Genomic DNA, 24,625 nt, shown 5'->3' with positions numbered 1-24,625 from the left:
TGCGAGCCGTGCGTTGTGAGTCTGGGAACGCGGAAAAGCGGGATCAGGCGAGTTTGCGGGTCCCGGGGGCGGCGTAGCCGATGCGGCGGCCGATGTCCGCGGCCATCCCGAGCGCGACCGGCGCCAGGCGGTGGCAGTCGCCGAGGCTGAACCGCCCGGCCGGTGCCGACACGCTGAACGCCCCCACCGGGCGGCCGGAGGCGTTCATGATCGGCAGGCCGATGCAGCGCACCCCCTCCTCGTTCTCCTCGTCGTCGATCGCGAAGCCCTGGTCGCGTACGGAGTCGAGCTCGGCGAGCAGCGCGTCGCCGGTGAGGCTTCTGGGCGTGCGGGGTTCCGTCCGCACGGCGAGGATCTCGGCGCGGCGCGGCTCGTCCAGGAAGGCGAGGACGGCCTTGCCCATCGCGGTACAGTGCAGCGGCACGCGGCTGCCGATGCGGGAGACCAGGCGTACCGACTTGGCGCTCTCCACCTTGTCGACGTAGACGATGTGGTGGCCCACCGGGACCCCGAGGTGGACGGTCTCCCCGCTGATCTCGACCAGCTCGGCCAGGTACGGCTGGGCCGCGGCGCGCAGCCCGTCCTCCTCCAGGTAGCGCCCGGCGAGGGTGATGAGGGTGACGCCGAGCCGGAAGGCTCCGGCGGCGTCGCGCTCCAGAACGCCCAGTTCCAGGAGCGAGATGGCGTAGCGATGAGCGGTGCTGACGGCGACACCGGTGTGTGCCGCGAGCTCGCCCAGGGTCATTCCGGATCGGCCGCTTCCGGACACGGCACTGATGAGCTCAAATGCCTTGTCGACGCTTGCTGATTTCCTACCGCTCTTCATTCGAGTTACTCGAATCTATTTTCAGATATTTGTAAGATTTTTGCGATAGTTACATCAGCGATAACTACTGTCAACCCTTGCGCACGAACAGTGCCCGTACGAGGTGAGGTCGCCGCAAGCCCGACACAGCCGGACTTGTAGGCATAAAAAAGTACAAAGCGCCGCGTTTAGATACATGTTTCACCAGAGCCCGCGCTATCGCCCGTTGGGCGATCGAACCCGGTGGCCAGCCGAGCCGTTCACCCCTCCCTCCTCTGAGTGACCTGTAGTTTTTGTACAGTTGTTGACTCGGCTTTACCGACGGGGGGAAATTCCGTGTTGAGGGCGACGTTCAGGGAACGCCTGCGCTACTGGTTCGACAACACCATGTCGCGGGGCACGACAGCGCTGATGGGATGGCTCGCCCTCATCTCCCTCGGCCTGATCCTGCTGGTCACGGCGCTCGGACTGTGGCTGACCCCGCACGAGGCCGCCAAGCACCACGGCGCCCCCGGCCTGCTGTGGATGACGCTGATGCGCACGCTGAGCCCCGGCAAGGTGGCCAGCGACACCGGCAGCGCGCCGTTCGTGGCGCTGATGTTCATCGCGTCGCTGGGCGGGATCTTCATCGTGAGCGCCCTGGTCGGCGTCCTGTCCAACGACCTCAAGAGCAGGTTCGAGGAGCTGCGCAAGGGCAGGTCCCGGATCATCGAGAACGGCCACATCGTGGTCCTGGGCTGGTCGGAGCAGGTCTTCACGATCATCAGCGAGCTGGTCCAGGCGCACGCGAGCGACCGCAGGTCGGTCATCGCGATCCTCGCCGACAAGGACAAGATCGCGATGGAGGACGAGATCCGGCAGTTCGCGGGCGACACCGGCAGGACCAGGCTGGTCTGCCGGACCGGGCGGCCCGCCGAGCCGACCGACCTCGACCTGATGAACCTGTCCGAGGCCCGCTCGGTGGTCGTCCTCTCCCCGCAGGGCGAGGACCCCGACGCGCACGTCATCAAGACGCTGCTCGCGCTGGCCAAGCGGCCCGGCGGCCACCCGCCGGTGGTGGCGGCCATCGCCGAGAGCTCCAACATGGCCGCGGCCCGTCTCGCGGGCGGCCCCGACGTCCACCTCGTCGACTCCGACGACACGGCCTCCCGGCTCATCGTGCAGTCGTCGCGGCAGTCGGGCATGTCCGTGGTCTGCATGGACCTGCTCGACTTCAGCGACGGGGAGATCTACCTGCGCTCCGACCCCGACTTCACCGGCATGACGTACGGCGAGGTGCTCCCGGCCTACCAGACCGCCACGGTGATCGGGCTGCGCCGCGACGGGGCGGCCATGCTGAACCCGCCCATGGACACCGTGATCTCAGGCTCCGACGAGATCATCGTGATCGCCCACGACGACTCGATGATCCACCTGGCCAAGGGCATGCCCGCGGCCGACGAGGAGTCGATCGTCATGGTCGAGCACACCGAGCGCAGCGCCGAGCGCACCCTGATCCTCAACTGGAACGGCCGGGGCCGCCAGATCGTCCGCTATCTCGACGGTTACGTCGCGCCCGGCTCGGTCCTGGACATCGCCTCCGACCACCCCGACACGGCGAACGGCTTCGAGGGGCTGGGCAACCTCACGGTCAACGTCAAGGAGTGCGACACCTCCGACCGCTACGCGCTGGACTCGCTCGGCCTGGGCCTCTACCAGCACGTGATCGTGCTTTCCGACGACCGCTACAGCCCCGGCCACGCCGACACGCGCACCCTGATGACCCTGCTCCAGCTGCGCGACATGCAGTCCTCGCTCGGCGAGCGCTACTCCATCGTCAGCGAGATGCACGACGAGAACAACCGGAGCCTCGCCGAGGTCACCAGGGCCGACGACATCGTGATCAGCGACACGGTGATCGGCCTGCTGCTCGCCCAGCTCGCCGAGAACCGGCACCTGGCCGACGTGTTCGGCCAGCTCTTCGACTCGGGGGGCTCGGAGATCTACCCGCGCCCGGCGGAGCGGTACGTCCGCTCCGGGGCGCCGGTCGACTTCGCCTCGGTGATCGAGTCGGCCCGGCGCCGGGGCGAGACCGCGATCGGCTACCGCCTGGCGGACCGCGTGAACGAGGCCCCCCACTTCGGTGTCGTCATCAACCCCGACAAGTCGCGACCGCTGCGCCTCGGCCCCGGCGACTCGGTGATCGTCCTGGCCGAGCGCTGACCCTCCGTGGCCCTACGGGTTGGTGATCATGAAAGCGAGCCCGAGCAGCACCACGACGGGGATCACCCAGACCACGGCCTCGATCGCGAACTCCTTGTACACGGTGAGCTTCTCCCTCTCGACGCTTCGAACGCTCTGAACGCTCTGCACACTGCCTGACACATGAGAACGACGATGCGCAGCATATGCGTATCGGCAGGTGTTTCCGTATTCGGGTCCGGGCCTGCGGCCCTACCGGCTCAGATAGTGGAAGCTCGGCTTCGGGTGCATCAGGAAGTCGTGGTGGGAGATGTTCCAGGCGTAGGCGCCCGCCATCGTGAACTCCACCAGGTCGCCGGGCTTGAGCGCGATGGGGACCCGGCGGGCCAGGACGTCCTTGGGGGTGCAGAGCTGGCCGACGATCGTGATCGGCTCACCGGCCTCCGTCATCACCAGGGGCTGGTCGTGGCCCTTGGTGGCGGGGGTGCGGAGGTGGTGGGTCCCGCCCGCCACGACCGCGAACAGCTCGCCGTGGACGCGCTTGACGTCGATGACGCGCGTCACGTATCTCCCGCAGTAGACGGTCAGCGAGCGTCCCGGCTCGATCCGGAGCGTCTCGCCGGGGCGCCGGAGCGCGGCGAGGCCCCTGCCGTAGGCCGTCCAGTCGAACCGGTCGCCGGGGTCGGCGTAGGAGACGGCCATGCCGCCGCCAAGGTTGATCTCGCTCACCCCCAGCGTCCGCGCGTAGTCCAGGACGGCCGCGGCCAGCTCCAGCATCCGGGGCGCGTCGAGCCCGCTGGCCAGGTGGGCGTGGATCCCGCGCAGCCGTACGGCCCCCTGGGTCTCCAGCAGGGCGACGCACTCGGCGATCCCGGCGGGGTCCATCCCGAACGGCGTGGCGCCGCCGCCCATCGCCAGCGAGGCCCCCTCGACCGGGAGGTCCAGGTTGACCCGGAGCAGCACGTCCGCCGGGCGGCCCGAGGCGAGCAGGCGGCGCAGCTCGCCGGGGCTCTCGACGTGCAGGCGGGTCACGTCGCCGAACAGCTCGGCGTCCGTCTTGCCCGGCCCGCCCAGCGCGACCGGCACGTGCGGGAAGTGCTCCCGCACGTGCGCGAGCTCGCCCCCCGAGGCGACCTCGAAGCCGTCGACGTGCGGGGCGAGCGTCCGCATCAGCTCCGGGTCGGGGTTGGCCTTCACCGCGTAGTACAGCTCGACGTCCCCCAGCGCGGCGCGGACGGCCCTGACGTGGGCGCCGAGCTCGACCAGGTCGTAGACGTACGCGGGCAGCGGCCCGGCCAGGAACGACTCCGAGGTCTGCGGCTGCGCCGCGGCTGTGGCTGTCACTGCGTTCTCTCCGATCTTGGCGGTACGGGCCGCCGGGCGAGCGGGTCTTTACGATCAACGGGCCTCGACGGTCGGCCGGCACGCGGGCGCGCCCCCGTCCGGCTCCCGTCCGGCTCCTGTCCGGCTCCCCGTCCACGAGCTGATCCGTGTGCTGGACATCCAACACGCTTCGTCCGGACGGTTCATCGACACGGGGCCGTGTCGGGGGAAAGTCGAGGCCGCGACGGCCGGGCCCCGGCTCACGCTCCTCACCGGCCGGAGGAAGGCCACCGAGCCGCAGGACGCCCCCGGGCTCCGTCGAAGCCCGGGACCCGGCCCCGTCAGAGCCCGGAGCCGCCGGTGGCGTCGAGGACGGTTCCGGTGACCCAGCGGGCGTCGTCGGAGACCACGAAGGCGACGACGTCGGCGATGTCCTCCGGGGCGCCGACCCTGGCGAGGGCGGCCTCCCCGGCCGCGTACTCCTGTGCCCGCGGGTCGCCGCGCAGCCAGCCCGCGTTCATGTCGGTGTCGGTGATGCCCGGCGAGACCGAGTTGACGGTGATCCCGCGCGGGCCGAGCTCCTTGGCCAGCGTCCGGTTCAGCACCTCTATCGCCCCCTTGGTCGCGACATAGGCGGGACTCTCGGGGAAGGCCATCCTGGTCACGCCGGAGGTGATGGTGACGACGCGCCCGCCGTCGCGCATGAGCGGCAGCGCCCGCTGGATGATGAAGAACGGCGCCCTGACGTTGACGGCGAACATCCTGTCGTACGCCTCGGGCGTGACCTCCGCGATGCCGCCGGGGAGGATGATCCCCGCGTTGTTGACGAGGATGTCGAGCCCGTCCACCTCCTTCTCCAGGGCGGCGAAGAGCGTCTCCACGTCCCCCTCCACGCCGAGTTCCGCCCGGACGGGGAACGCCTCTCCCCCGGCCTCGGTGATCGCCGTCACGACCTCCCCCGCCGCCGTCTCGTCCTCGGCGTAGTGGACGGCCACCCGGACCTCCTCACGCCCGAGCCGCAGGGCGATCGCCCTGCCGATCCCCCTGCTCGCGCCCGTCACCAACGCGGTTCTCACATCGCCTCCCGTATTTTTAGCGATCGCTACAAAACGGAACCGTAGCAGGGTTTTTTAGCGACCGCTATACAATGCTCCGGTGAGCAGGAAGCGAGCCTTCGACCGCGACGCCGTGCTGGAGATAGCGCTGCTGGAGTTCTGGCGGCACGGCTACGAGTCCACCTCCATCGCCTCCCTCACCGCCGCGATGGGCATCCGGCCGCCCAGCCTGTACGCCACCTTCGGCGACAAGCGGCAGCTGTTCGACGAGGTCGTCGAGCGCTACAGGAGGTACGACTTCTCCGCGCGGGCGCTGGCCGAGGAGCCGACCGCGCGGGCGGCGATCGCCAGGACGCTGCGCGAGGCCGCGATCGACTACACCGACCCCGGGCACCCGCCAGGCTGCATGATCTTCAGCGCGGCGGTCAACGTCGGCCCGGAGTCGGCCGACGTGCGGGAGGCGATGCGCGGGATCAGGGAGGCGGGCAAGGCCGCGCTCGCGGCGCGCATCGCCTCGGACGTGGCGGCGGGCCTGCTCCCCGAGGGCACCGACCCCGAGGCCCTCGCCCTGTTCTACTCGGCCACCGTCCAGGGCATGTCCACCCAGGCCCGCGACGGCGCGACCCGGCGGGACCTGGAGCGGATCGCCGAGCTCGCGATGCTCGTCTGGCCCGGGGAGCGGGAGCCCGCGCCGGACGGGCACCCCGGACGCGTTCCGGGGTGATCTCCGGGCGGGGTCACCCGCTCCCGGCCGGAGTCTTTCCCGGTGTCCCCCGCTCCCGGGCGAGGTCTTTCCCGGTGCTCACCCGCTCTTGGCCGAGGTGTCCTCCGGTGCGGCGTTGGGGACGGAGGCGCGGAGCCAGCGGGTGCCGTACGGCTCCAGCGTGAACTTCACCCGGCCGTCGGCGGGCAGGTCGAGGGTGCCGTCCACCAGCAGGTCGACCAGCACCTCGCAGCCGTCGAGCTTTTCGAGGACGAGGTCCACCTTCGCCTCGCGGTCGGCGAAGTTGTGGACGGCGACCACGGTGCCGCCCTCGGCGTCGGCCCGGTGGGCCAGCACGGCCACGTCACCGGCGTCCAGGATCTCGTAGGTGCCCCAGGCCAGCTCGGGCGACTCCCGGTAGCGCTCGATCAGGAGCCTGGTCCAGCTGAGCAGCGAGTCGGGGTCGCGGCGCTGGTCGGCGACGTTGACGTTGCGCGGGCCGAACTTGCCGGTGGGCGAGGGGACGGCGGTCTTGGGATCGGGCGAGAAGCCGCCCCCGGCCGACCACTGCATCGGGATCCGGACCGCCATCCGGCCCTCGGCCTTCAGGTTCTCGCCGAGACCGATCTCCTCGCCGTAGAAGAGCACCGGCGTGCCCGGCAGGGAGAACAGCACGCTGTAGGCCAGCTTGAGCCGCCGCATGTCGCCGCCGAGCATCGGGGGGAGGCGGCGGCGCAGGCCCCGGTCGTACAGCTGCATGTTCTTGTCGGGGCCGAAGGCGTCGAAGACCTCGTGCTTCTGCGCCTCGGTGAGCTTGTCCAGGGTCAGCTCGTCGTGGTTGCGGACGAACATCGCCCACTGGGAGTCGTCGGGCGGTTCCGGCCGGTCGCGCAGGGCCTCGGCCAGGGCCTCGGGGTTCTGGCGGGCCATCGACAGGTGGAAGCGCTGCATGGCGATGAAGTCGAAGCACATGGTGACCTCGTCGCCGTTGTCGGCGTCGCCGAAGAACTTCATCAGCTCCGGGTAGGGCAGGTTGACCTCGCCCAGCAGGATCGAGGTGCCGTCGCGGCGGTTCATGAAGGCGCGCAGGTCGGCGAGGAACTCGTGCGGGTCGCCGCCGATGCCCTCGATCAGGAACGGCACCGCGTCCACCCGGAAGCCGGACAGGCCGAGCTCCATCCAGAAGCCGAGGATACGCGCGATCTCGTCGCGGACCTGCGGGTTCGCCGTGTTCAGGTCGGGCTGGAACTTGTAGAAGCTGTGGTAGTAGTACTGGTTCGTCTTCTTGTCCAGCTCCCAGAGGCTGTCCTCCTTGTCCGGGAAGACGATCGACTTGGGGTCGACGGGTCCCGGCTCGTCCTGCCAGACGTACCAGTCGCGCTTGGGGGAGTCGCGGCTGGAGCGGGCCTCCTTGAACCAGGGGTGCTCGTCGGAGGTGTGGTTCACCACCAGGTCGGCGATGACCCGCATGCCCCGGTCCCTGGCGGTGCGCATGAACTCCACGAAGTCGCCGAGGGTGCCCAGCCGGGGGTCGACCGAGTAGAAGTCGCTGATGTCGTAGCCGTCGTCGCGGCTGGGGCTGGGGAAGAACGGCATCAGCCAGATGCAGGTCACCCCGAGCCGGTCCAGGTGGTCGATCTGCTGGGTCAGGCCCCGGAAGTCGCCGATGCCGTCACCGTTCCCGTCCTTGTAGGTCTCGACGTCCAGGCAGTAGACGACGGCGTTCTTCCACCACAGATCGGCCGTATAGGTGAGTCGCATGCGTGCGCACTACCCTCCCTTGACGTTTTTATGAGACAACGCGGACATTGGGCCGACGCGGGAGAGATCGACAAGCCTTCGGCGCGCTACGGTGGACGGGACGGCCAGGAGGAGACCATGCGACAGCTGAGGCGCGGCGCGCCCTTCGGCTGGCTGCTCGCCCTGCTGCTGCCGCTGCTCGTCTCCGGCGGGCTGGGCGGGGGCGGCGCCGCCGCCCTCCTGCGCCATCCCGCCGTCGCCCAGTCCCCCGGCGATCACCAGCGGCTGTCCCGCCCGGCCTTCGACGGCGGGCACAGGAACGCCCTCGTCAGCGGCCTCTCCGCCACCGGGATCGGCCTGGCGGGCGGGGGCGGCCACCCGCTCGCGACCCCGCCGGCTGACCTCAGGCACCTGTCCCTCGCCTCCGGCCCGGCCTCGCACCCGGCCCGCGACGACGACACCCGCCCGCTCGCGGCCCTGCTCGTCAGGCCGGGGCGCGCGCCGCCCGCCTCCACGGCCGGCTGAACCGCCCCGGAGCCACTCCGGGCCCTCGCCATATCGGAGAACGGCCTTCGCCGGCCGGGAGGCGCCTTCCTTCGCCGAAGGACTTCCCGTACCGGAAACCGCCCTTCCCGCGCCTGAACACCCGCGCGTCCGAGGGCCCGCACGTCTGAGCACCGCGCGCCCGGACGTCCGAGTGCCTGTGCGCCCGGACGTCCGCGGGTGCCCGGAGGCCGCCGTACGCGAGGCACGCCGGCGTTCCGGAAAGGCCCCTCCGGCACCCCCGAGGACAGTTCCCCAGCCTGTGGAGGCTCCCATGTCGCGTGCCCCGGTGGTACGCGCGGTGGCGGCGCTCGCCGTCATCGCCACCTCGCTGTTCATCGCCCTGACCATGTCCCCGCGCCTCGGCCTCGACCTGCGCGGCGGCACCCAGCTCGTCCTGGAGACCAGGGACTCACCGACCGTCAAGGCCGACGCCGCGGCCACCGACCGCACCCTTGAGGTGCTCCGCCGCCGGGCCGACGGCCTGGGCGTGGCGGACGCGCCGCTGGCCCGCTCGGGCGAGCGGCGCATCATCGTGGAACTGCCGGGCGTGCAGGACCCGACGAAGGCCGCCGAGGTCATCGGCAAGACCGCGCAGCTCACCTTCCACCCCGTCCTCGGCGTCCCCGAGCCCGCGGCCGGGACCAAGCCGGGGAAGGGCGAGCAGATCCTGCCCGACGAGAGCGGCGGCTCGCTGCACATCGGACCGGCCGCCCTCACCGGTGAGGGCGTCAGCGGGGCCGAGGCGGGGATCGACGCCCAGCAGGGCAGCGGCTGGTTCGTCACCGTCGACTTCCGCGACAGTGGACGCGCGGAGTGGGCCGAGCTGACCGGCCAGGCCGCCTGCAACCAGGCGGGCGACCCCAAACGCAGGGTCGCCATCGTGCTCGACTCCAAGGTGATCGTCTCACCCCAGGTCAACGAGGACGTGGCGTGCAACGTGGGCCTGCCCGGCGGCTCCACCCAGATCACCGGTACCTTCACCTCGGAGGAGGCCGCCGACCTCGCTCTGCTGATCAAGGGTGGCTCGCTGCCGGTACCCGTCGAGATCGTCGAGCAGCGGACCGTCGGCCCCACGCTCGGCGCCGCCGCGATCACGGCCAGCGCCCAGGCCGCGGTCATCGGCATCGCGCTCACCGCGCTGTTCATCGTCGTGACGTACCGGCTGGTGGGCCTCATCGCCGCCTTCGCGCTCGCCTGCTACGCGCTGATCTCGTACGCGGCGCTGGTGGGTCTCGGCGCCACGCTCACCCTGCCGGGACTGGCGGGCTTCGTCCTGGCGATCGGCATGGCGGTCGACGCCAACGTGCTGGTCTTCGAACGGGCACGGGAGGAGTACGCGGCCGAACCGGGGTTCAGGGGCGCGCTGGAGAAGGGCTTCCGCAACGCGTGGAGCGCGGTGGCCGACTCCAACATCACCACGCTGCTCGCCGCCGGGCTGCTGTTCTTCCTCGCCTCCGGTCCGGTACGCGGTTTCGGCGTCACGCTGAGCATCGGCGTGATCGCCTCGCTGATCACCGCGATGGTCATCACGCGCGTCCTGGCCCAGTGGGCGGTGAGCCTCCAGGCCGTGTCCTCGCGGCCCCGGCTCACCGGCCTGTCCGACATCGGGCGCGTCCGCACCTGGCTCAACGCGCGCAAGCCGGACCTGATGGGCCGCCGCGCGGTGTACTTCCTGGTCACCTGCGTGCTGGTGGCCGCGTCCGTGGCGGGAGTCGCGGTGCGGGGACTCGACTTCGGCGTGGAGTTCACCGGGGGCAGGCTCGTGGAGTACTCCACGAGCACCCCGATGACCGCCGACGCCGCCCGCGAGCTCGTCAGCGAGGCCGGGTTCCCCAACGCGGTGGTGCAGTCCTCCGGCGAGGACATCTCCGTACGGGCCGGTCAGATCGCTCCCGCCGACGTGGTGCGGATCGAGAGCGCGCTGGAGAGCGGGGGTGCCCAGGTCACCAAGGAGCGCGACGAGCTCGTCGGGCCGAGCCTCGGGGACGAGCTGCGCCGCAACGCGCTGATCGCGCTGGGCGTCGCGCTCGCCGCGCAGCTCGCCTATCTCGCCTTCCGGTTCCGCTGGACGTTCGGGCTCGCGGCGGTGCTGGCCCTGGTGGCCGACGCGACGATCGTGGTCGGCGCGTTCGCGTGGCTGGGCAAGCCGGTGGACGGGGTGTTCCTGGCCGCGATGCTCACCGTGATCGGCTACTCGGTCAACGACAAGGTCGTGGTCTTCGACCGGGTCCGCGAGCTGTGGGGGGCGCGGCCGAAGGCTCCGTTCGCCGAGGTGACGAACATCGCGATCCTGCAGACCGTTCCCCGTACGGTCAACACCGGCCTGGGCGCGCTGTTCATCCTGGCCGCGCTGGCGGTGCTCGGCGGTGACTCGCTCACCGACTTCGCGGTGGCGCTGCTGATCGGGATCGTCGTCGGCACGCTCTCCTCCGCGCTGGTCGCGGGGCCGCTCGCGATCGAGCTGGAGAGGCGCAGGCCCACCGGGCCGCCACGGCCCAAGCGGAAGGGACCCGCTCCGGCCCGCCAGGGCTCTGGCGCGGTGGTGTGACCGTCTCGGCTTTTCCTACTAATCCTACAAACGATGGGTGAATTTATGCACAAAACTATTGCCATCAGCGACTAAAGGCAGAACTCCCCGGCTGGCAAGGCCGTCCGACAGGGGCACAACACTGTTGCGAGATCTTCGGCCGTTGAAGCAGAACGGTCACGAAAACGGGGAGAAAGCATGAGCCACGCGGTCAAGATGAGCCCTCAAATGCAGAAGAGCATCAATGCGTGCATGGAGAGCCACAGCCGTTGCGAGCAGACCATGACCTACTGCCTCATGCAGGGGGGCCAGCATGCCGACATGGCGATGATGGGCCCGCTCATGGACTGCGCCGACATGACCCGCATGTGCGCGGACATGATCATGCGCCAGTCGCCGATGGCGATGGAGATGGCCGCGATGTGCGCGAAGGTGGCCACCAGGTGCGCCGAGGCGTGCATGTCCATGAGCAACGACACGACGATGAAGGAGTGCGCCGACACGTGCCGCATGTGCGCCGAGGCCTGCCAGGCCATGGCCGGCGCGCGAGCCTGAGAACCACCCGCGTCCACCCGTCCTCAGCCGGACCGTCCTCAGCCGGATCGTCCATGCCGGCGGAGGGCGGCGTGACGGGACGCGGGGCTGACGGAGGGCAGGCCGAAGGGTTGAGGGGGCGCCGCCGATCGAATCGGCGGCGCCCCCGTCATGACCGGAACGCCCTGAACGAGGGAGAACGACGGGGATCCTCCGCTTTCCGCCAGGGGGCATGCCTCGAATCCCGCTAGTGTGCTTGGCGTCTGATTTCCCTGCTGCCGAAGGCGGATGCAATCGTGGCGGACGACTACGCGACGACTTTCAAGATCGTTGATGTTGACGGTGACGGCCTCATCTCGGTTCCCGAGCTGACGAGGCTCATGGAGGTGCTCGGCCAGCCGATCACCCCCGAGGCGGCCGCGGCGGCCGTCGCCAGGATCGACCAGGACGGCGACGGCCTCATCTCCCTGGAGGAGTTCGCCGGATACCTCGCCCAGACCCGGGCGGGCTGACCCCCGTCCCGGTCCGGACGCTCCAGAACCGGACCGGCCGACGGACCGGACCCGATCCGGGCACCTCAGCCTCGGACCGGCAAGCCGGACCCGATCCGAGGGCCTCGGTACCGGGCCGGTCGACGGGCCGGATCCGATCGAGACATCCCGCCCACATCCGGGCCGGGTGCCCCGATCGGGTCCGGCCTCGCCGTTTCCCGTCACATCGCTCCCGCCTCTCACCGTCCCGGCCGCCGATTCCTCTCGAATGTGGCCGGACCGTCCCCCACTTCACCCCGGCGCCGATCTGGTGGCATGTTGACTCACCATTGACCGGGCAATAACTTTGGGTAGTCACACAAGCGCTCAGCGTAGCGAAGACTCGGAATGACGTGTGAGCGCCGGTGTTCCCGAACGGCTGTCGCGCACCGCTCCCCTTCCGGAAGGCGACCTCACGTCTCGCGCGTGAGGCCGTCCGGTCGCCACGGTCCGCGTTTCCGCTCGCTTCCCGTCACGTCCCGGCCGAAAGGCGATCCGGCGGCCCTCGCCTTCCGCCTGACCGCCCCGGGAGCCGCCCGCCCGGGGAGAGGGCGGGGAGCGCCCCACAGCCCCACAGAGGAAGAAGGCAGAAGCAATTGATGAGGAGCGCATCCAGCGACCGCGCCGGGAGCGCGCCGTACGACTCGCGTGGCGCCCGGCATCCGGTGACCATCATGGCCGAGCAGATGACCGACGTCTTCCTCGACCTCGGCTACGGCGTCGCCGAGGGACCCGAGGTCGAGGCCGGGTGGTTCGCCTTCGACGCCCTCAACATGGACGACCGCCACCCCTCCCGCGCTCCCGGACGCGCCTTCCACGTCGAGAACCCCTCGGCCCCCGGCCGCGGGTCGGGTCTCGTGCTGCGCCCGCACACCTCACCGGTGCAGGTGAGGGCGATGCTCGACACGCCCCCGCCCCTTCGCGTGGTCTGTACGGGCCGCGTCTTCCGTCCCGACACGGCCGACGCCACCCACAGCCCGGTGTTCCACCAGGTCGAGGGCCTCGCCGTCGACCTGGGCCTCACCATGGTCGACCTGAAGAAGACCCTCGACCACTTCGCCGTCTCCATGTTCGGCAGGGGTACGGTCACCCGGCTCCGCACCCACCACTTCGCCTACACCGACCCGTCGGCGGAGGTGGACGTGGAGTGCGCCGTCTGCCGCGACACCGCCGAGGAGGATCCCGCCGCGGCGCCTCCGGAAGGCGCCCCCGGAGCCCCGTCCGCGAACCCGTGCGGGACCTGCGGCGGCGAGGGATGGATCGAGTGGGGCGGGTGCGGCATGGTCCATCCCCGGGTGCTGGCCGCCTGCGGCGTCGATCCGCACCGGTACGGCGCCTTCGCCTTCGGCATGGGCGTCGAGCGCACGCTGATGCTCCGGCACGGGCTGAGGGACATGCGCGACGTCGTCGACGGCGACGTCCGCTTCCCCCTCGGGATGGACGAGCTCGCCCCCGGCAGGCCGCGGGCCAGACCCTTTCCCCGGACCACGTCCGCGATCACGGCCACCACGCGAGCCGTACCGGCCGCGCGGGCCGTACCCGACATGGAGACCATCCCGCTGGCGCGCGGCCACGGCGCGAGGAGCGTACGAAGGCGGGAGGCCGGTGCGGGGCTCCCCCGGTCGCAGCACCTGCGGCGGCGCATCGGGCACGCGCTGGCCGGAGCGGGATACGTCGAGACGCCGTGTTTCCCCTTCGTCTGCGACGCCGCGTGGGACGCCTTCGGCCTGGCGCCCGACGACCCGCGCCGGGCCACGCTGACGCTGACGAACCCGATCAGCCCGCGCGAGCCGTCGCTGCGCACGACGCTCCTCCCCGGACTGCTGGCCGCGCTGGGGCTCAACCTCGCCCGGGGAAACCACGCCCCGGCGCTCTTCGAACAGGGGACGGTCTTCGTCCCCCTCGCGGGCGGCGGCCTCCCGCCCGTCCCCCGGGCGGACCGCCGTCCCACCGACGACCAGCTCGACGCGCTGAACACCGCCATCCCCGCCCAGCCCCGCCACCTCGCCGCCGCCCTGACCGGGGAGTCGTCGTGGGCCCGCGCGGTCGACGCCGCGCGTACGGCGGCGCACATCATGGGGGCCGGGCTGGTCACCCGGCCCACCGAGTACGCCCCCTGGCTGCCCGGACGCTGCCTGGAACTGCTCGTCGGCGAGGCCGTGCTGGGTCACGCGGGCGAGCTGCGCGCGGGTACGGTTCAGGCGCTGGGCCTGCCCCCGAGGACGAGCGCGATGGAGATCGACCTCACCGCGATGGAGCACCTCACCGACCTCGGGAGCGCGTGACTCCCGAGGCGGCCCGCCGGGGGGCGAGGGAGGAAGATCAGGCGGTCGTGAGATAGATCTGGCCGAAGACCTCGGAGAGCTTCTTGAGGTCGGCGGCCACGTCCGTCTCGGGAGCGGCCGGGTTGTAGACGGCGGCCAGGCGGCGCTGGATCGGGACGAGCTTCTTCAGCTGGTCCCAGGCGGTCAACCGGCTCACGGCGCCCTGGGCGTTCTGGACGCTGGTCCACACGTTCACCTGCTGGGCGGCACCGTCCTTGACGGGCGTCGACAGGCGGGTGGCGACCTTGTCCGCGGTCACCTGGCCGACGAGCCCGGTCTCCTCGGCGGCGACCTGGGCCAGGACGTCCCACGAGCGGGCGCGGACCTGGATCCACTGGTTGAGGTGGGCCTGCTCGGCGTCGATCTTCCAGGTGTCGTAGCCGCCGTACAGCAGGCCGGTGTCCAGGGAGAGCTGGTCGACGCGGCCCGCGATCAGGGGAGACTCGATCTTCTCGGGGGCCAGCAGCGGGTACCGCTTGCGCATCTCGGCCTTGCAGGCCTCGTTCGCGCCGCAGGCGAGCTCGGGAACCACCGTGTGGATGCCCAGCCGCTTGCCGGGCGCGGCCTGGCGGAGGGCGTCGGAGGCCGCGGTGACGAACGCGGTGATCTCCTCGTCGGTCTTGAACGTGGTGTTGTAGCCCAGCTGGGAGGTGAACCGGATGCCCGCCACCTCCGGGCGCGAGGCCAGCGCGCCGATGCGCTTGACGGCGGCGGTGAAGGTCTCGGTGCCGGCCTTCCAGTCGTCGGCCAGCTCGGTGTCGACCCAGACCCTCAGCTGTACGGCCTTCGCCGCGGTGATCGCCTGACCGGCGGGAGTCTGCGCCGCGGCCGCGATCGCGGGGTCCTGGGTGCCCGTGGGGGTCGGCGTCGGGGTGACGGCACCGGTCTGCTCGGCCCCGGCGACCGTGCCGTCGCCGCCCTCGCCGTGCCCGTCGACCGAGCACGACTGGCCGGCCTCGCACTCGGGCGCGCCGCCGTCGTCGGCCCCCTCGGGGAAGGGGGAGTTCTCGTCGCCCTCGGAACCGCCACCGGGCGGCTCCGGGCAGGCCGACCCGGCGGCCGAGCAGTCGAGGAACTTGCCCTCGCTCGGGGTGGCCTCCTTGAGGTTGGCGCCGTCGTTGGCGCCCCAGAACAGCGCGACCCCGAGGGCCTCCTCCGGCTTGGCCAGCCAGTGGCACACGACGTAGGCCGGGGTGTCGGCTCCCAGCAGGTCGTTGCAGCTGCGTGGGTCGTCCTGCGAGTACGCGGCCCCGGGTGTCATGACACCGACGAGCGCGAGCGTGGCGCCCATGGCGAGAGCCCGGCGCAGAGTAAGTCGCATGTCCTGAACTCCCCGGAAGCTGGTCAAAACGATCGATCTGCACTTTACCCAGATCACAATGGGCTCGACAGCCCCAGTCAAGGAATCCTCAGCATTCCGATATATCCCACCGGCCCCGTACCGGCCGTCACGCCTCACACCGCCACCGTGCCGAGGTGAGCCGTGCCGGAACGAGCGTCCCCGGCCCGGACGGCGCCCGGGGTGTTGCGGCTAGCCGGAATGCCGGGGACCCCGCTGGCATGAAGCCCCAGACTGGGGCTGCCAGCGCAGACGACGGGCGGCGGAGGCGACATCATGATGCGGTGAACACCTGTCCAGAGGCGAGCGGGCTCCCCCGGGCCGTCGAGCCACCGATGGGAAACTCCATCGCCGCCGACGAAAGCGCCCTGATCGCCCCATATCGAAACGGACCCTCATGTCGCCGCGCGCCAAGGATCTGAGCAACGGGTTTCACGGCCTTCCGAGGGCGGACGAGATCAAGCATCTCGCCCTGGCCACCGACGACCTGCTGGACCGGCTGGAGAGCGCCAGAAGCCGGGTCGACCGGTCGCTGACCCAGCAGCGGCGGTTCGTGGCCGACGCCTCGCACGAGCTGTTCACCCCGATCGCCGGTCTCAGAACGCTCCTGGAGGAGGCGCGGCTGCATCCCGGCGAGACGGATCTGGACGAACTCCTGTCAGACGCGCTGGAGGGCGTCGGCCGGCTCCAGACGATCGTCACCGACCTGCTGGTGCTGGCGAAGGTGGGGGCCAACACGCCTGACGCGTTCGTCACCGTGGATCTGGGGGAGATGGCCCGCACCGCGGTCTCGCGACGTGAGAACGGTGTCCCCGTACGGCTCCGGCTCGCCCCCGGGGTACGGGCGGACGTCGTCAACGCGGAGATCACCCGGCTCCTCGCCGATCTCCTGGACAACGCCCAGCGCCACGCCAGGCACGCGGTGCTGGTCGAGGTGTGCCGGAACGGCCGGTACGGCGAGCTGTCCGTCGCCGACGACGGTGACGGCATCGCCGCCGCCGACCGGGAGAGGATCTTCGAACGGTTCACCCGGCTGGACACCGCCCGCTGCCGCGACCGAGGGGGCACCGGGCTCGGCCTCACGATCGCCCGTGACATCGCCGAGGCCCACCGGGGGACCATCGACGTGGAGGACTCCAGCACCGGCGGCGCGCGGTTCGTCCTCCGCCTCCCCCTCGCCGGTCACCGGTCGCCCGAACACCCCTGACACCAGCTGCGACCGGCACCGATCGTCGGCGTGAACCCGATGCGCGGGACCGCCCACCGTCCCGGAACGGCACCGCCACGGGGAGAGGTGATCACGGGGCGGAACAGTCGCGACCGGTGTCGTCACAGTCGGTGTCGTCCACGACCGGTATCGTCACGGACAGCGACGTCCCCTCCTGCGCGGAGCTCACGACCTTCAGCCTGCCGCCGAGCGTCTCGATGCGGTCCTTGAGCCCGATGAGCCCCGACCCCTTGCCGTAGTCGGCTCCTCCGCCCCCGTCGTCGTGGACCGAGAGCCGGAGGGTCGTCCCGGCCGTGTCCAGGGTGACGTGCACCTCGGAGGCGTTCGCGTGCTTCGCCACGTTGGTCAGCGCCTCCGCCACCGTGTAGTAGACGGCCACCTCGGCGCACTTCGACAGGGGCGGGACGGGGGCCAGTTCGAGTTTCACGGGAAGGGCGGAGCGGCGCGCGAGCGCCTTCAGCGCGGGTACGAGCCCGCCCTTCGAGAGGATCGCCGGGTGGATGCCGCGCGAGAGCTCCCGCAGGTCGTCCGCGACCCCGGTCAGCCCCTGGACCGCGCGGGACAGCCGCCCCCTGAGTTCGGTCATCTCCGGCGGCACCCCGGCCTCCGCGGCACGTAGTTCGAGCCCGAGCGACACGAGGCGCTGCTGGGCCCCGTCGTGCAGGTCGCGCTCGATGCGCCGACGGGTCTCGTCGGCCGCGGCGACGACGCGGGCGCGGGAGGCGGCGAGCTCGGTGCGGGCCTGGGCGTTCGAGATGGCGGTCGCGACCAGCTCGGTGAAGTCCATCATGCTCTCCTCCACGCCCTCGAACCTCGGCTCCCGGGCGCTGGAGAAGACGAGCATCACGCCCCACAGGTAGCCGTCGACGACGATGGGAGAGCCGATGGCGGAGGTGACCCCCATCTTCTTGGCCCAACCGGCGATCTTTCCGGTGTTCCGGCCGTAGTCCGCCCTCCGCGTCGGGCGCCCCGTCCTCAGTACGGTGGCCGAGACGCTCACCTCGCTGAGCGGCCACTGCGAGCCGAGGGGCAGCACCTTCTCCGTGCCGTCCCGCCAGCTCCACGAGCCGAGCACCGTCACGTGGCCGGGGTCGTAGCGGCTGATCGCCACATGGTCCGCCTTCATGAGGGACCCCATCTCGTAGGCGACCGCGTTGAACAGCTCCACCGAGGAGATGCCCCGCGCCACGAGTGTCGCGACGCGCCGCAACGCCGCCTGCTCCCGCGCGATCCGGCGGATCTCGTCACGGTTGGACGCCAGGACGGCCCCGGTGTTCTCGCGATCACGGGCCGCCCTCAGCAGCGCCTCCAGGGAGGGCACCACCCGCTCGCGCAGACGCCTCCGTACGGGCTCGGGCACCCCGGCGGGCAGGACCAGCGTGCCGACCCTGGCGCCGCTCTCCATGAGCGGCACCACCTCCGCGTGCTCCTCCGCCGGGACCGCCCCAAGCCGGATCTCCAGGTTCGGTATCCCCAGGGTCCCGGCCAGGAGGCGCGAGGCCGGTGGCAGCGCCGCCTCCAGGTACTTCGTACGCAACAGGAGGTGGGCCAGGTGCGCGGCGAGGTCCGCCTCGCGACGACGGTCGTCCGCCTGGATGTTCAGCGAGCGCACCAGCGCCGCGATCGAGCTGATCACCACCCCGACGAGAAGGAAGATCGGGAGCGGGGTCCAGCGCCAGCTCGCCTCATACGAGAAGCTCCACGCGGGCAGGAGGTTGAAGTGGACGAAGGCGACGGCGCTGCCCGCCAGGGTCGCCAGCCCCGGGCCCAGACCCCACACGACCGAGACCAGCAGAACACCGAGCAGATAGATCCCCCCGAGGAAGTCACCCGACGTCACGCGCTCCAGGAAGAGGGACAGCAGGACTTCCGCCGCGATGCACAGGACGCCACAGATGATCCCCGCCACGAGGGGTGGCCGCTTTGTGCGCAGCAATAACGACAAAAGCCGTTCGCGCATAGAGACTAAGATACTCGCATGCCAGGAAGGGGATTGGCAGCTTTCCCCGACCGTACTCCGCACGTACGGCCACCTGGGCATCCGAGGCGTTTTTCCTTTAACCCCGCGTGACCGTCTCTGTATCCAGAATTAACGGAGAAACGCATGGCGAAAGGGCGGGAGCCGTGAGCGAGGACCGAATACGAATAGCGCTGGCGGACGACGATGTGCTTTTCCGCGAGGGGATGGCGAGCCTCATGTCGCGGTCGGGCTTCGAGGTCGTCGGCCAGGCCGGGGACGCGCCGGAGATCCTCGCCCTCGTCCGGCTGCACCGGCCGGATCTCGTCGTTCTCGACATCCGGATGCCACCGGCCCACGCCAACGAGGGTCTCGACGCGGCGCGGGTGATCCGCGAGGAGTTCCCGGAGACCGGGATCCTCCTGCTGTCCGCGCACATCGAGGTGGAGGAGGCGATGGAGCTGCTCGCCACCGGCCATCGGGTCGGCTACCTGCTCAAGAGCCGGGTGACCGGCGTGGAAGACTTCATGGAGACGCTCGGGCGCATCGCCCAGGGCGGCTCGGTCGTCGATCCGAGCCTCGTACGGGAACTCATCAGGACCCACCGCAGGGACGACCCGCTGGGGCTCCTCACCGCGCGCGAGCAGGAGGTTCTGGCCCTGATGGCCGAGGGACGCTCCAACTCCGGCATAGCGCACAAGCTGTGGATAACCGAGGGCACGGTCGAGAAGCACGTGCACAGCATCCTGTCCAGGATGCGGATACCGGGGACGGAAGAAGACCACCGCCGCGTCCTCGCCGTGCTGACCTTCCTCGACGCCCGCTGAGAGGGAACGGATCCGGCGTCACGGGACGCGCGCGGGGCCGTCGCCGTCGCCCCCTTCAAGGATCTCCCGGATGGCCGCCCCGGAAAGGGCTGATTTCGGGAGGAACGCGATGGCGGGGCTGATCGCGATCATCTCCGTGAAGTCTCCTTCCGCGTGCGTCGAGATCAGGATGACGCGCGGGGTGCCGGGCCGCGCGTCCACGAGCCGCCGGGCCAGGTCGAAGCCGCTCTCCTCGCCGAGATCGATGTCCACGAGCGCGACGTCCGGCCGGACGTCGCCGGCCTGCCGGAGGGCGTCGTCGCTCGCGGAGGCCATGCCGACCACGGCGATCCCCTCCATCTCGAGCAACACCCGGGCGGCGGTGCGGAAGTGATCGCTGTCATCGACGATGAGGCAGCGTATGGCCACACCTCGAGAATCCCAGGGAAACGACCCCAGGACATTGCAGCTAGCGGGGGTCCGGCCCGGTGGGCATCTCGGGTGCCGGGCGATAATCGGGGCATGCTTCCAGCCCAGCGGGCGTCCTAGATGCCGGCCGAATCCTCGCAGACCCTGGAGCGCGGCCTGCGGCTGCTGCGCCTGCTCGCCGACGGGCGGCGGGGCCGTACCCCCACGGAGCTGGCCGCGGAGCTGGAGCTGAGCCGCCCGGCGGTGTACCGGCTGCTCACCACCCTCCAGAGCGAGGGCTTCGTCCGCCGGGACGGCGACGGGCGGGTCCACCTGGGCTTCGGGGTCCTCGTCCTGGCCCGGGCCGTGCAGCCGCTGCTGCGGGAGGGTGCCCTCCCCACCCTGCGCAGGCTCGCCGAGGAGGTCGGGGCGACCGCGCACCTGACGGTGGCCGAGGGCGACGACGGCCTGGCCGTGGCGGTGGTCGAACCCTCCTGGACGAACATGCACGTCGCCTACCGCGAGGGCTCCCGCCACCCGCTGGAACGGGGTGCCGCCGGACTGGCCATCCTCGCCCTGCGCGAGGGCCGTACCGGCTATCTGGTCTCCGAGGGCCAGCTCCAGGAGGGGGCGAGGGGCGTCGCCGCCCCCGTGCCCGGCCTTCCCTGGCTGGAGGCGTCGGTGGGCGTGGTCACCTTCACCCCGCTCGACCCGGACTCCGTGGGTCCCCGGGTCGCCGCCGCCGCCGCGGAGCTGTCCGGCTCGCTGACCTGAGCCCCTCCGGCCCCGGCGCGGCACCCCCGCGCCGAATCCCGGTGGGCCCGCGGGTAGGGTGAACGCCGGTGCGCCGGGAAGTCTGGTCGGCAGTGTCTGACCCGACCCCGAAGTGGAGCACCGATGAACGACATCTCGCCCGGAACGCCTCGCCTGTTCAGCCGGGGTTCGTGGGACGAGGCCCGCCGCGTCGCGGACATCCTGCGCGGGGAGACCGTCGGCGGGGCGCTGCTGCTGGCCGGTGCGGTGGCGGCGATGATCTGGGCGAACTCCCCCTGGTCGGGAGCCTACGAGGCGCTGCGCGCCGTCAGGGTCGGCCCCGCGGCCCTGCACCTGGATCTGAGCCTGGCGGCCTGGGCCTCCGACGGGCTGCTGGCGATCTTCTTCTTCGTGGCCGGGCTCGAACTCAAACGCGAGTTCGTCGCCGGTGACCTGCGCCAGGCGCGGCGGGCCGCGGTGCCGGTCGCCGCCGCGTTCGGGGGTGTCGTCGTCCCGGCCGTGCTGTACCTGCTCGTCACCCTCTCCAGCGGCGCCGGTGACGGCGCGGCGAGGGGCTGGGCGATCCCGACGGCCACCGACATCGCGTTCGCGCTGGCCGTGCTCGCGGTCATCGGCCGCCACCTGCCCGCGGCGCTGCGCACCTTCCTGCTCACCCTGGCCGTGGTCGACGACCTGCTGGCCATCGTCATCATCGCGATCTTCTACACCGAGCACCTGTCGCCACTGCCGCTGCTGGGCACGCTGGTGCCACTGGCGGTCTTCGCCCTGCTGGTACGGCGCCGGGTGCGCGCCTGGTGGCTGCTGCTGCCCCTGGCCGTCGCGACCTGGGCGCTGATGCACGCCTCGGGCGTACACGCCACCGTCGCCGGGGTGCTGCTGGCCTTCACGGTGCCGGTCGTCCGTAGCGAGCGGGCGGGTGGCCCGGACGCCGGGCCCGGCCTGGCCGAACACTTCGAGCACCGCCTGCGGCCGCTCTCGGCCGGGGTGGCCGTGCCGGTTTTCGCGTTCCTGTCGGCGGGGGTGGGCATCGGCGGCCCGGACGGCCTGGTCACCGCCCTGACCGACCCCGTCGCGATCGGCGTCGTCGTCGGGCTCGTGGCCGGCAAACCCGTCGGGATCATGGTCGCGACCTGGCTGGTGTCCCGCTTCACCCGCGCCGACCTGGACGAGAACCTGGCCTGGGTCGACGTGGGCGGGCTGTCGGTGCTGGGCGGGATCGGGTTCACCGTCTCCCTGCTCGTCGGGGAGCTGGCCTTCGGGACCGGCAGCGAGCGCGACGCCCACGTCAAGGTGGCGGTCCTGGCGGGCTCCCTGATCGCGGCGCTGGTGGCGGCGCTGATCCTCCGCCTGCGCAACCGTGTTTACCGGCGCCTCCACGAGGCCGAGACCGCCGACCGTGACCAGGACGGCATCCCCGACGTCTACCAGCAGCGTCCCTGAACGTCCCTGAACGCGCTCAGGGACGCGGTTCCAGGAATTCGAGACGGTTGCCGTGGGGGCGCAACCTCCTGCCCCTCCGTCACGCGGCACGCGGCACGCGAGAATCAGGGAACACCCGACAAAGGCGGTGCGAGGAATGTCGGGCGATCGGGGCCGGTGTCGCCGCACGATGGGGAACATGGACGACACGACCCTGGTATCCCGCTTCCTTCACGACGGCTTCGTGAAACTGGAGGGCGCCGTCGCGCCGCGCGTGGCCGCGGACTGCGCGCGGCTGCTGTGGCGAGAGACCGGCTGCGACGCGGACGATCCGGCGACGTGGACGCGGCCCGTGCACTGGGTGGCCGACATGGCGCAGGGACCGTTCGCCGCCGCGCCCAACTCCCCGTTCCTGCAGCACGCGTACGACCTGCTCGTCGGCGCGGGACGCTGGGTGCCGCGCTACTCGCTGGGCTCGTTCCCGCTGCGCTTCCCGCACGAGGAGGAGCCGGACGACGCGGGCTGGCACATCGAGGGGAGCTACCTGCCGGAGGGCGAGAGCTGGTATTTCACGAACCTGCGCTCCCGGGGCCGGGCGCTGCTGATGCTGTTCCTGTTCAGCGAGGTCGGCGAGGAGGACGCCCCGACCCGGATCCGGGTCGGCTCACACCTCGACGTGCCGGAGGTGCTGGAGAAGTACGGGGAGGACGGGGCGAGCGGGCTGACCCTCGCGCCCGACCTGGTGGCGGCGTCCGGCCACCGGCCGCTCGCCCTCGCCACCGGCTCCCCGGGCGACGTCTTCCTGTGCCATCCGTTCCTGGTGCACGCGGCGCAACCGCACCATGGGGCGCGGCCGCGCTTCATGGCCCAGCCTCCGCTGATGCCGGCCGCGCCGTACGAGCTGGAGCGGGCCGACGGCGCGTACTCACCCGTGGAGATCGCGATCCGCCGGGGTCTGGGCCGGGACACCCCCGGTCCGGACGGGGAGGGCACCGGCCGCGACACGGACCGCGGCGCCGGGTAGGCGTGCTTCACCGGACAGGCGTGCCCGGACGGAGACGCTAACCCTTCGCGCCGGGGTACCGAGGGACACGTACCGGGACGACGTTTGACATCTCCCCGCCCCTGGCAGATGGTTGTTCGTATAAAGGACGCATGCGTCCGATAAACGGACAGAGACGGGAGAGTCGGATGCCGTACTACCGGGTCGTAGGGGAGATCCCTCGCAAGCGGCACGTGCAGTTCCGGCGGCCCGACGGCGGGCTGTACGCCGAGGAGTTGATGGGCGAGGAGGGGTTCTCCAGCGACTCGTCGCTGCTCTACCACCGCCACCTCCCCACGGCGATCATCAAGGCCGAGGCCGTCGAGCCCGACGCGTCGCGGGGGCTCCTCACCCCCAACGTGCCCCTCTCCCCCCGCCACCTGCGCACCCAGGACCTGCCCGCCGGGGGTGACCTGGTCACCGGGCGCGGGCTGCTCGCCGGGAACGCCGACGTCCGCATGTCGTACGCCGCGAGCGAGGAGGCCAGCGGGCTCTACCGCAACTCCATGGGCGACGAGTGCGTCTACATCGCGAGCGGGCGGGTCGGGTTCGAGTCGACGTACGGGGCGATCGAGGCCGGGGAGGGCGACTACGTCGTCGTCCCCACCGGGACGATCCACCGGTGGGTGCCCCGGGGCCCCGTCACGGCGTTCGTCATCGAGGCGGCGGGCCACATCCGGCCGCCCAAGCGTTACCTGTCCAAGTACGGCCAGTTCCTGGAGCACGCGCCCTACTCCGAGCGCGACCTGCGCACCCCGCAGGAGCCCCTGATCGCCGAGGGCGAGGAGGTGCCGGTGCTCGTCCGCACGCGCGGCGGGCTCACCCGGCTGGTCTACCGCGACCACCCGTTCGACGTGGTCGGCTGGGACGGCTGCCTCTACCCGTACGCGTTCAACATCAACGACTTCGAGCCGGTCGTGAAGCGCACCCACGCCCCGCCGCCGGTGCACCAGACCTTCGAGGGTCCCAACTTCGTGATCTGCTCGTTCTGCCCCCGGCCGCTCGACTTCCACCCGGACGCGATCCCGATCCCCTACAACCACCACAACGTCGACTCCGACGAGCTGATGTTCTACGCGGGGGGCGACTACACCGCGCGCAGGGGGTCGGGCATCGACGTGGGCTCGGTCTCGCTGCACCCGGCGGGGTTCACGCACGGCCCGCAGCCGGGCGCCGTCGAGGCCGTCATCGAGGCGGTGCGACAGGGCCACACGCGGACGAGCGAGCTGGCCGTGATGGTCGACACCTTCCGCCCCCTCGACCTGGGCCCGGCCGGGCTGTCGGTGGAGGACCCCGCGTACGCCTGGACGTGGGCCCGTTGACGGACGCGCCCCCGGCCCCGGCCCTCGCCCCGGACGCGCCCCCGGCCCCGGCCCTCGCCCCG

21 protein-coding genes are annotated in these 24,625 nt (G+C 71.2%); 13 read left to right on the top strand and 8 right to left on the bottom strand.

What is annotated here, in order from left to right:
- Positions 1-43: 43 nt before the first annotated feature.
- Positions 44-826 carry an IclR family transcriptional regulator gene (locus ACFYWM_RS32970; RefSeq protein WP_389921815.1) on the bottom strand — a complete coding sequence of 261 codons (783 nt, stop codon included), beginning with the start codon at positions 824-826 and terminating at the stop codon, positions 44-46.
- Positions 827-1,141: 315 nt separating this feature from the next.
- Here ACFYWM_RS32970 and ACFYWM_RS32965 point away from each other — a divergent pair, with 315 nt between their 5' ends.
- Complete coding sequence (locus tag ACFYWM_RS32965) at positions 1,142-3,007, top strand: potassium transporter TrkA (RefSeq protein ID WP_389921813.1); 1,866 nt, start codon at positions 1,142-1,144, stop codon at positions 3,005-3,007.
- Between the two features lie 12 nt (positions 3,008-3,019).
- Here the strand turns inward: ACFYWM_RS32965 and ACFYWM_RS32960 are convergent, their stop codons facing one another.
- The 3 genes from ACFYWM_RS32960 to ACFYWM_RS32950 form a co-directional block, all read right to left on the bottom strand.
- Positions 3,020-3,157, bottom strand: coding sequence for a hypothetical protein (locus ACFYWM_RS32960; protein WP_389921810.1), 138 nt, complete (start codon positions 3,155-3,157; stop codon positions 3,020-3,022).
- Positions 3,158-3,238: 81 nt separating this feature from the next.
- Positions 3,239-4,330 carry an alanine racemase gene (locus ACFYWM_RS32955; protein WP_389921808.1) on the bottom strand — a complete coding sequence of 364 codons (1,092 nt, stop codon included), beginning with the start codon at positions 4,328-4,330 and terminating at the stop codon, positions 3,239-3,241.
- Positions 4,331-4,650: 320 nt separating this feature from the next.
- Positions 4,651-5,385, bottom strand: coding sequence for an SDR family oxidoreductase (locus tag ACFYWM_RS32950; RefSeq protein ID WP_389921806.1), 735 nt, complete (start codon positions 5,383-5,385; stop codon positions 4,651-4,653).
- A gap of 79 nt (positions 5,386-5,464) precedes the next feature.
- Here ACFYWM_RS32950 and ACFYWM_RS32945 point away from each other — a divergent pair, with 79 nt between their 5' ends.
- Positions 5,465-6,088, top strand: a complete 624-nt coding sequence (locus tag ACFYWM_RS32945; protein WP_389921803.1) for a TetR/AcrR family transcriptional regulator — start codon at positions 5,465-5,467, stop codon at positions 6,086-6,088.
- Between the two features lie 78 nt (positions 6,089-6,166).
- Here ACFYWM_RS32945 and ACFYWM_RS32940 read toward each other — a convergent pair whose 3' ends face one another.
- Positions 6,167-7,828, bottom strand: coding sequence for an alpha-amylase family protein (locus tag ACFYWM_RS32940; protein WP_389921801.1), 1,662 nt, complete (start codon positions 7,826-7,828; stop codon positions 6,167-6,169).
- Between the two features lie 117 nt (positions 7,829-7,945).
- Between ACFYWM_RS32940 and ACFYWM_RS32935 the strand changes: the two genes are divergently transcribed.
- The 5 genes from ACFYWM_RS32935 to ACFYWM_RS32915 all read left to right on the top strand — a co-directional run bounded on the left by ACFYWM_RS32935 (position 7,946) and on the right by ACFYWM_RS32915 (position 14,229).
- A complete protein-coding gene (locus ACFYWM_RS32935) occupies positions 7,946-8,332 on the top strand; it encodes a hypothetical protein (protein ID WP_389921798.1) in 387 nt (128 codons plus the stop codon).
- A 292-nt stretch (positions 8,333-8,624) separates the two neighbouring features.
- Positions 8,625-10,901, top strand: coding sequence for a protein translocase subunit SecD (gene secD / locus ACFYWM_RS32930; protein ID WP_389921796.1), 2,277 nt, complete (start codon positions 8,625-8,627; stop codon positions 10,899-10,901).
- 231 nt (positions 10,902-11,132) lie between these two features.
- A complete protein-coding gene (locus ACFYWM_RS32925; protein WP_389921793.1) occupies positions 11,133-11,435 on the top strand; it encodes a ferredoxin in 303 nt (100 codons plus the stop codon).
- Positions 11,436-11,710: 275 nt separating this feature from the next.
- On the top strand, positions 11,711-11,926 hold the full coding sequence (locus ACFYWM_RS32920) for an EF-hand domain-containing protein (protein WP_362871798.1): 216 nt from the start codon (positions 11,711-11,713) through the stop codon (positions 11,924-11,926).
- 617 nt (positions 11,927-12,543) lie between these two features.
- Positions 12,544-14,229 carry a hypothetical protein gene (locus ACFYWM_RS32915; RefSeq protein WP_389921789.1) on the top strand — a complete coding sequence of 562 codons (1,686 nt, stop codon included), beginning with the start codon at positions 12,544-12,546 and terminating at the stop codon, positions 14,227-14,229.
- A 37-nt stretch (positions 14,230-14,266) separates the two neighbouring features.
- Here ACFYWM_RS32915 and ACFYWM_RS32910 read toward each other — a convergent pair whose 3' ends face one another.
- The gene (locus ACFYWM_RS32910; RefSeq protein WP_389921787.1) at positions 14,267-15,589 is read right to left on the bottom strand and encodes a hypothetical protein; all 1,323 of its coding nucleotides are present in this window, start codon (positions 15,587-15,589) and stop codon (positions 14,267-14,269) included.
- Between the two features lie 415 nt (positions 15,590-16,004).
- Between ACFYWM_RS32910 and ACFYWM_RS32905 the strand changes: the two genes are divergently transcribed.
- Positions 16,005-16,814: a sensor histidine kinase gene (locus ACFYWM_RS32905; RefSeq protein ID WP_389921785.1), complete on the top strand. Its 810-nt coding sequence runs from the start codon at positions 16,005-16,007 to the stop codon at positions 16,812-16,814.
- A 91-nt stretch (positions 16,815-16,905) separates the two neighbouring features.
- Here ACFYWM_RS32905 and ACFYWM_RS32900 read toward each other — a convergent pair whose 3' ends face one another.
- Complete coding sequence (locus ACFYWM_RS32900; protein WP_389921782.1) at positions 16,906-18,795, bottom strand: DUF4118 domain-containing protein; 1,890 nt, start codon at positions 18,793-18,795, stop codon at positions 16,906-16,908.
- Positions 18,796-18,959: 164 nt separating this feature from the next.
- Here ACFYWM_RS32900 and ACFYWM_RS32895 point away from each other — a divergent pair, with 164 nt between their 5' ends.
- The gene (locus ACFYWM_RS32895; RefSeq protein WP_389921780.1) at positions 18,960-19,619 is read left to right on the top strand and encodes a response regulator; all 660 of its coding nucleotides are present in this window, start codon (positions 18,960-18,962) and stop codon (positions 19,617-19,619) included.
- An 18-nt stretch (positions 19,620-19,637) separates the two neighbouring features.
- Here ACFYWM_RS32895 and ACFYWM_RS32890 read toward each other — a convergent pair whose 3' ends face one another.
- On the bottom strand, positions 19,638-20,027 hold the full coding sequence (locus ACFYWM_RS32890) for a response regulator (protein WP_389921777.1): 390 nt from the start codon (positions 20,025-20,027) through the stop codon (positions 19,638-19,640).
- 120 nt (positions 20,028-20,147) lie between these two features.
- On the opposite strand from ACFYWM_RS32890, the gene ACFYWM_RS32885 reads away from it, so the two are divergent.
- The 4 genes from ACFYWM_RS32885 (at position 20,148) to ACFYWM_RS32870 (ending at position 24,563) form a co-directional block, all read left to right on the top strand.
- Entirely contained in the window at positions 20,148-20,780 is a 633-nt protein-coding gene (locus ACFYWM_RS32885) for an IclR family transcriptional regulator (protein WP_389921774.1), read from the top strand.
- Between the two features lie 123 nt (positions 20,781-20,903).
- Entirely contained in the window at positions 20,904-22,220 is a 1,317-nt protein-coding gene (gene nhaA / locus ACFYWM_RS32880) for a Na+/H+ antiporter NhaA (RefSeq protein WP_389921771.1), read from the top strand.
- 178 nt (positions 22,221-22,398) lie between these two features.
- Positions 22,399-23,223 carry a phytanoyl-CoA dioxygenase family protein gene (locus ACFYWM_RS32875; RefSeq protein WP_389921767.1) on the top strand — a complete coding sequence of 275 codons (825 nt, stop codon included), beginning with the start codon at positions 22,399-22,401 and terminating at the stop codon, positions 23,221-23,223.
- 167 nt (positions 23,224-23,390) lie between these two features.
- Positions 23,391-24,563 carry a homogentisate 1,2-dioxygenase gene (locus tag ACFYWM_RS32870; RefSeq protein ID WP_389921764.1) on the top strand — a complete coding sequence of 391 codons (1,173 nt, stop codon included), beginning with the start codon at positions 23,391-23,393 and terminating at the stop codon, positions 24,561-24,563.
- The last annotated feature ends 62 nt before the right edge of the window (positions 24,564-24,625 follow it).

This window comes from Streptosporangium sp. NPDC002721, assembly GCF_042888905.1.
GTDB lineage: Bacteria > Actinomycetota > Actinomycetes > Streptosporangiales > Streptosporangiaceae > Streptosporangium.
This window is presented reverse-complemented; position numbering and strand designations above follow the sequence as displayed.